Below are 1154 nucleotides of genomic sequence, written 5' to 3'. Positions count from 1 at the left end.
TGAGCTTGCCCCCGAAAAACGAATCCCTTGCTGAGTGTGTAAGCTCAAGCAAGGAGAGGAAACGATGACGGTCAAGGCAAAGCGGGCGCAGTACACGCTCGAATTTAAACTGGAAGCGGTCCGACTGGTAAAGAACGGCCAGAGTTTGGCTGCGGTGTCGGCGACGCTGGGCGTGGTGCAGCAGACCCTTCACAACTGGGTCAAGGCGGACAGGGAAGGCAAACTGGTCGGAGCCGGGGCGAAGCCGGTCAGTCCCGAGCAGATGGAACTGGCGCGGTTGAGGGCGGAAGTGTCTCGCCTGAAGATGGAGCTCGACATCACAAAAAAAGCGGCGGCGTACTTCGCAAAGGAATTGATGTGAAGTGCGCGTTCATCGACCGGAATCGACGCCACTGGCCAGTCTCGATGCTGTGCGAAGTACTGGGAATCAGTCCCAGTGGATATCATCAGCGTCAGCAGCGCAGCGGTGATGACAAGCCGCACAGATGCCGTATCAGCAACGATGCCCTGCTCGCGCACATCAAGGCAATTCACGTGCAGGTCAAGGGCGAATATGGCTGGCCGCGCATGTGGAAAGAGCTCGTTGCGCGCGGCGTGCGCGTGGGCAAGGAGCGTGTTCGCAAGCTGATGGCGCAGCATGGCATCCGTGCCCGACACAAGCGCAAGTACATCGCGACGCCGAACTCGAATCACAACCTGCCGGTGGCGCCGAACTTGTTGGAGCGTAACTTCACAGCAACGGCGCCGAACCAGGTCTGGACGAGCGACATCACGTACTGTGCGACGGCTGAAGGCTGGGTTTATCTGGCGGTCATCATTGACCTGTTCAGCAGGCAGGTGGTGGGCTGGTCGATGCAGCCACACATGAAAGCGGAACTGGTCACCGATGCGCTGCGTATGGCGTGGTTCCGGCGCCGTCCAGAGGCTGGCGTCATCGTCCATAGCGACCGGGGTAGCCAGTATTGCAGCGGGCTGTTCCAGGACACGCTGAAGGCCTACGGCATGCGCTCGTCGATGAGTCGGCGCGGCGACTGCTGGGACAATGCACCGACCGAAAGCCTGTGGGGTTCGTTGAAAGTTGCACGCCTGCATGGCCGGCACTTTGCGACCCGGCGTGCGGCAATGGATGAAATCGTCGACTGGCTTGGCTTTTA

General features: G+C 60.1%; 1 protein-coding gene. It reads left to right on the top strand.

Annotated elements, in window-relative coordinates; all coding sequences use genetic code 11:
• Window positions 1-64 precede the first annotated feature (64 nt).
• Window positions 65-1154 (top strand): IS3 family transposase gene (locus tag HDG37_RS38750; RefSeq protein ID WP_184056879.1). Its coding sequence is split into 2 segments (ribosomal slippage), with 1091 coding nucleotides annotated over them: window positions 65-320 and window positions 320-1154; the frame shifts between segments, so codons are not numbered across the junction. This gene is flagged as partial in the annotation.

Origin of the sequence: Paraburkholderia sp. MM5384-R2, from assembly GCF_014201025.1 — a bacterium.
Classification (GTDB): Bacteria; Pseudomonadota; Gammaproteobacteria; order Burkholderiales; family Burkholderiaceae; genus Paraburkholderia; species Paraburkholderia tuberum.
The sequence above is the reverse complement of the archived record's forward strand: the minus strand, read 5'-3'. Positions and strand labels throughout refer to the sequence as shown.